General features: G+C 67.7%; 6 protein-coding genes. All 6 read right to left on the bottom strand.

Annotation, left to right across the window (positions count from 1 at the left end):
• Positions 1-950, bottom strand: a 950-nt coding sequence (locus MRY84_RS00060; protein ID WP_291503734.1) for a PfkB family carbohydrate kinase, incomplete at its 3' end; no start/stop codon positions are given.
• A gap of 156 nt (positions 951-1106) precedes the next feature.
• Complete coding sequence (locus MRY84_RS00055; protein WP_291503733.1) at positions 1107-2036, bottom strand: AraC family transcriptional regulator; 930 nt, start codon at positions 2034-2036, stop codon at positions 1107-1109.
• A gap of 48 nt (positions 2037-2084) precedes the next feature.
• The gene (dalD, locus tag MRY84_RS00050; RefSeq protein WP_291503732.1) at positions 2085-3527 is read right to left on the bottom strand and encodes a D-arabinitol 4-dehydrogenase; all 1443 of its coding nucleotides are present in this window, start codon (positions 3525-3527) and stop codon (positions 2085-2087) included.
• Between the two features lie 42 nt (positions 3528-3569).
• A complete protein-coding gene (locus MRY84_RS00045) occupies positions 3570-4634 on the bottom strand; it encodes an ABC transporter ATP-binding protein (protein WP_291503731.1) in 1065 nt (354 codons plus the stop codon).
• Positions 4635-4682: 48 nt separating this feature from the next.
• On the bottom strand, positions 4683-5522 hold the full coding sequence (locus MRY84_RS00040) for a carbohydrate ABC transporter permease (RefSeq protein WP_142147062.1): 840 nt from the start codon (positions 5520-5522) through the stop codon (positions 4683-4685).
• Positions 5523-5535: 13 nt separating this feature from the next.
• Positions 5536-5883, bottom strand: a 348-nt coding sequence (locus MRY84_RS00035; protein ID WP_291503730.1) for an ABC transporter permease subunit, incomplete at its 5' end; no start/stop codon positions are given.

Raw genomic sequence — 5883 nt, 5'->3', positions numbered from 1 at the left:
CTCGCGCTGGCCAGCGCGTGGCCCAGGGCCTGCGCGCAGGCCTGGGCAGGCAATGCTTCAACGAACGCCGCAAAACCATGTGCGCACACGACCTGCATGGGAGCTTGCGCTTGCCGCAGCAGGTGCGCCAGAAGCCCCGCCAGAAAGCTGTCGCCCGCACCGACGGTATCCACCACCGGCAAAGGCTGAGCTTCCTTGGCAAAACACTGCGCGCCATTGCGGTGCAGCAGCCAAGCCCCTTCGGCGCCGAGCGTGAGAGCCAGCAGGTGCGCTTGCGGATGGGAGGCCAGCAGGTGGCGGGCGCGGGCCACGGCATCGTTGCCAGGCACAGCCAGGTGGTCCAGGTCTTCGTCGCTGGCCTTGATGATGTGGGCGTGGTCCAGCGCGGCGTGCACGGTGGTGCGGTAGGCAGCCAGATCGGGCATGACGGAGGGGCGCAGATTGGCGTCCACGACCACGCAGCGGCCCGCCGAGCGCTGGGCGGCAAGCCAGGGCAGGTAGATGGCCGTGTCGCGTTCGTCCAGTGCCAGGGCGCCGGTGCAGACGAGCTGCAGTGCGGGCAGGGCCGCGCAGGCGTCTGTCAGGCCTTGGGCGGAAACGGCGCGGTCGGCCACGCCGTCGCGGTAGAAGGCGTAGTCGGGGTGGCCGTGGGCGTTCAGGTTGACCACGGCGAGCGAGGTGACCTGCTGCACGGGCTCGGGATGGGTCAGGTGCACGCCGTCGGACGCGAGTTGCGCGGCGAGCTCGCGTCCGAAGCGATCGCGCGACAAGGGGTTGAGGTACTGCGTGCCCACGCCCTGCCGGGCCAGCGCGCGGCACAGGTTGTAGAGCGCGCCGCCCAGGCACGGCAGGTAGCTGCCGTCGGGGCGGCGAATGAGGTCGATGAGGGCCTCCCCTGCCACGGCGGCCTGCAGTGTGGAGGGAGAGGTTGAGGGGACAGTAGTGGTCATGGTGTTGGAGGACGAGGAGGGGCCAAAGCCGGTTCGGATTGCGGGCTGTGATGGACTTGCTGCGCCCCGGCTTCGAAGGGCTCGGCCCGAACGGGTGGTTGAACGGACCTGCACGCACCTGCCATTGCGCAATGGGGGCAGGCGATTAAGTTCACCTCACAGCTTGCCAAACCGGCCCACGCCCTGCTTGCGGTATTCGCTGGGCGTCATGCCCTTGATGTCCAGAAACCGGCGGTTGAAGTTGGCCATGTTGTTGAAGCCCACGTCGTAGGCAATGTCGGTGATGTAGCGGTCGGTCTCCATCAGCAGCTGGCAGGCGCGGTTCACGCGCACCAGGTTCACGAAGTCGGTGAAGGTGTTGCCGGTGGCGCGGCGGAAGAAGCGCGAGAAGCGGCTCTCGGTCATGTCCAGCTCCTGCGCCAGGTCGGCGGCGGACAAGGGCTCGGCCAGGTGGTCGGTGATGCGGCTCACGATGGCGTTGATCTGCGCGAGCTGCGCGTCGCTGTCCTCGCTTTGCAGCTGGGTGCTGGACAGGAGCCGGTAGTCGGTGCAGCGGGCCAGCTCGCCCATCAGCTCGCAGAAGGCGCCAAAGCGCGCCAGGCCCTGCAGCTCCTTGATGCGGTACCAGTGCGCTTGCGCCTTTTCATGCAGACCGAAGAACTCGATGCCGTGGCGTGCGCGCTCCAGCAGGGGCAGCACCTCGCGCAGCTCGGGGATGCCTTCGCTGCTGGCGGCCAGCGGTGCGTGGGGGAACTGGATCACCAGGTCGCGCAACGGCACGCCGCCTTCGGGCAGGTCCATGCTGATCCAGTTGTGCGGCAGGCGCGGGCCGGTCAGCACCAGCTGGCCGGGGCCGAACTGGCCGATCCAGTCGCCCACGAACACCTTGCCCGACGTGGCGGTGATGAGGTGCAGCTCGTACTCGTCGTGGTAGTGCCAGCGCGCCAGCGGCGTGGGAAAGCCGTGCGACAGGCAGCGGATGAAGCCCGCCGTCTCCGGCGGCTCGTAGCCCAGCTCGGGCGAGCGCGAGAACGCGTGCTCCAGCTCTGGCTTAGTCTGGCGCGGCAGTGCGTGAGCGGAGGACATGGCAGTGGCTCCTTGCGCGATGGTTGGCTGCGCGTCGTGGACAGGGCCTTATTGTTGTGCAGAGGCGCGCCGCGCGGATGCGCCGGGGTGGCTGGCCACGAACTGCGCCACCTGTGCCGCAGCCTCGCGCAGTGCCTTCACCAGGCGCGCATCGCCCGCCAGGTCGCCCCACAGCACACGGTCGGCCGCGAACGCAGCCACGGGGTCGGCGGCTTCGCAGATGGCGTGGGCGGCGGCGGGATCCATGGCCTGATCCTGGTAGGTATAGGGGATCTGCCCGGCATGCCAGCGCTGCAAGTAGGCCAGGAACAGCGCAGGCAGCACAGCCACGCTGGCGATGCCCTCGCCGCGCGCCAGCCGCTCGCGCACGGTGGGCGCGATGAAACCCGGGATCTTGCTGAAACCGTCCATGGCCACGCGCTGGTTGGTGTCGGCGATGGCCGGGTTGCCAAAACGCTCCAGCACCACGTCACGGTAGGCGGACAGGTCGATAGGGCTCGGCTGCAGCACGGGGATGGTGTCGGCGGTCACGTAGTCAAACGCCATCTGGCGGATGGCAGGGTCATGCGTGCCTTCGTGGATGTACTGGTAGCCCACCAGCGTGCCGGCCCAGGCAATGCAGCTGTGGGTGGCGTTGAGCAGGCGGATCTTGGCTTCCTCGTAGGGGGCGACGGAATCCACCAGCTCCACGCCCACGCGCTCCCACGCGGGGCGGCCATTGGCAAAGCGGTCTTCGATCACCCACTGGATGAAGCTCTCGCCCATCAGCGCGGCCGGGTCGGTGCGGCCCGTGGCGGCTTGCACGCGCTGCACCACGTCGGGCGTGGGGCGGGGGGTGATGCGGTCCACCATGGCGTTGGGGCTGGTGGTGTGGTCTTCGATCCAGGCGCCCAGCTCGGCGTCGCCGAGGGCCTGCACAAACTGCAGCAAGCCACTGCGCATGCGGCCGCCGTTGTGGCGCAGGTTGTCGCAGTTGAGCAGGGTCACCGGTCCGGCCCCTGCCTGCTGGCGCGCGCGCAGCAAGGTGGTGAGCGCACCGTACAACGTGCTGCCCGCGCGGCCTGCGCGCAAGGCCTCCAGGTCGCCTGCCAGGTCGGGCGCGTTGGCCCAGTCCAGCTGGTGGCGGCTGTCCAGGTAGTAGCCCGCCTCGGTCACGGTAAAGGAAATGATGCGCGTGCCGGGCTGCACCGCCAGGGCCACCAGCCCCGCCAGACCCGGCGTGTAGGGCACCACGGTGCGGATGGACTCCACCCAGGTGTAGCTGCGCTCGCCCTGGGCGGTGACGGTTTCCAGGGTGTAGGCGCCGCCCTGGGCCTGCAGCGCGGCGATCGTGTCCTGCATGTCGGGGCGCAGGTTGCCGCCAGCCAGCACCCAGCGCGTGTCGCCCAGCGCGTGCAGCTGGTGCAGGTAGACCGCCTGGTGCGCGCGGTGGAAAGAACCCAGCCCGAGGTGCAGGATGGTGAGAGGGGATGCAGAGGATTCAGCAGTCATGGAAAAGGTGCAATCGGAAATAGCGGCGCAGGGCAAGTGCGATCAGGCGGCGGCAGCAACGGCCGGTGCCACCACGCGGCCGGCGCTGTCGAACCAATGGGCGTGCTCGGCCGCGATGTCCAGCGCCACGGCGTCGCCTGCCTGCAGGCCCGTGCGCTCGCTCTGGCGGGCCACCACCTGGGCACCCTGCGTGGTGCGCACATAGATCAGCGTTTCCGCGCCCAGCGCCTCGACCAGCTCGACCTGGCCAGAGGCCACCCCGCCCTGCCCCACCGGTGCGCCTGCCCGCACGGCCACGCATTCGGGCCGCAGGCCCACGGCACCGCCCGTGGCGGCCTGGGGCGCGAGCTGCTGCACAGGTGCGGGCAGCTGCGCATAGGGCACCACGTTCATCTGCGGCGTGCCGATGAACTGGGCCACGAACTGGTTGGCGGGCCGGTCGTACAGCTCCAGGGGCGAGCCCACCTGCTCGATCTGTCCGTCGCGCAGCACCACCACGCGGTCGGCCAGCGTCATGGCCTCCACCTGGTCGTGCGTCACGTAGATGGTGGTGGCGCCCAGGTCGCGGTGCAGCTTGGCAATCTCCACGCGGGTCTGGCCGCGCAGCGCCGCGTCGAGGTTGGACAGTGGCTCGTCAAACAGGAACACCTTGGGCGCGCGCACGATGGCGCGGCCGATGGCCACGCGCTGGCGCTGGCCGCCCGACAGCTCCTTGGGCGTGCGCTGCAGGTACTGCGTGAGGTTGAGGATGCGCGCGGCGTTCTGCACCTTCTCGTCGATGACCTGCTTGTCCACCTTGGCGAGCTTGAGCGCGAAGCTCATGTTCTCGTACACGCTCATATGGGGGTACAGCGCGTAGCTCTGGAACACCATGGCCAGGTCGCGCTTGCTGGAGGGCTGGTCAGTGATGTCGCGGCCATCCAGCATCAGCGTGCCGCCGTCGATGCTTTCGAGCCCCGCGATCAGCCGCAGCAAGGTGGACTTGCCACACCCCGAAGGTCCGACGAAGACGATGAACTCGCCCTGCTCGATGGTGAGGTCGATGCCCTTGATGGCGCGGTGCTCGCCGAAGAATTTCTCGATGCCGCGCAGTTGTAGGTAGGCCATGGAATCGGGTTCCTGAATGCTTGAAATCTGGAGAATGAACGCTGCGCTTTACTTGACCGCGCCGAACGTGAGACCTTGGACGAGCTGCTTCTGGCTGAACCAGCCGAACACGACGATGGGCGCAATGGCCATGAGCGATGCCGCCGACAACTTGGCCCAGAACAGGCCCTCGGGGCTGGAGTACGACGCGATGAGCGTGGCCAACGTGCCCGCCTTGGCGGCGCTCAGGTTCAGGCTCCAGAAGGCTTCGTTCCACGACAGCACCAGGCACAAGAGCCCGGTGGATGCGAGGCCCCCCATGCCCAGCGGCAGCAGCACCAGGCGCACCTCCTGCCACAACGTGGCGCCGTCCATGCGCGCGGCTTCCAGGATCTCGTGCGGGATGTCCTTGAAGTGCGAATACAGCATCCAGACCATGATGGGCAGGTTGGACAGCGCGAACACGATGATGAGCGCAAGCTGCGTGTCCAGCAGGTGGCTCTTTTGCGCCAGCACGTAGATGGGCACCAGCGCGCCTACGGCCGGCATCATCTTGGTGGAGAGCATCCACATGAGGATGTCCTTGGTGTGCTTGCCCTTGAAGAAAGCCATGGCGTAGGCCGCAGGGGCGGCGAGCATCAGGCCCACCAGGGTGGACAGCACGCTGGTGATGACCGAGTTCTTGGCGTAGAGCAGGTAATCGCTGCGCTCTTGCACCTCGTGAAAATTCTCCAGCGTGGGCGTGAAGACAAACAGCGGGGGCACGGCAATGGCCTGCAGCTCAGTCTTGAAGGCCGTGAGGAACAGCCAGGCCAGCGGAAACACCAGCAGCAGGGCCACGCCCCAGGCCACGGCAGTGCGCAGGGCCAGCAGGCCCAGCGGAAATTTGGAACGGCGTCGTGCGGTCATGAGCTTGCTTGCCTTACTTGTCGAGGTTCTTGCCGACCATGCGGATCAGGAACACCGCTGCGACGTTGGCCAGCACCACCGCAAACAGCGCCCCGGCCGAAGCGACGCCGGCGTCGAAGTTGAGCAGCGCCTGCTTGAAGATCAAAAAGGTGACGTTGGTGCTGGCATCGCCCGGCCCGCCGGCCGTGGTGGTGTAGATCTCGGCAAAGATGCTGAGCAAAAAGATCAGCTCGATCATCACCACCACCGCCACCGAGCGCGCCAGATGCGGCACGTACAGGTAGCGCAGCTGCTGCAGGTAGTTGGCGCCGTCCATGCGCGCGGCCTCCAGCTGCTCGTGGTTCATGCTCTGCAGTGCGGT

Source organism: Acidovorax sp., assembly GCF_022763525.1.
In the GTDB taxonomy this organism is placed as follows: Bacteria; Pseudomonadota; Gammaproteobacteria; order Burkholderiales; family Burkholderiaceae_C; genus Acidovorax.
This window is presented reverse-complemented; position numbering and strand designations above follow the sequence as displayed.

Excerpts from the sequence above, each read along its gene's own strand:
- MRY84_RS00045 (WP_291503731.1), bottom strand. The coding sequence starts at position 4,634 with ATGGCCTACCTACAACTGCGCGGCATCGAGAAATTCTTCGGCGAGCAC.
- dalD (WP_291503732.1), bottom strand. The coding sequence starts at position 3,527 with ATGACTGCTGAATCCTCTGCATCCCCTCTCACCATCCTGCACCTCGGG.
- MRY84_RS00055 (WP_291503733.1), bottom strand. The coding sequence starts at position 2,036 with ATGTCCTCCGCTCACGCACTGCCGCGCCAGACTAAGCCAGAGCTGGAG.
- MRY84_RS00040 (WP_142147062.1), bottom strand. The coding sequence starts at position 5,522 with ATGACCGCACGACGCCGTTCCAAATTTCCGCTGGGCCTGCTGGCCCTG.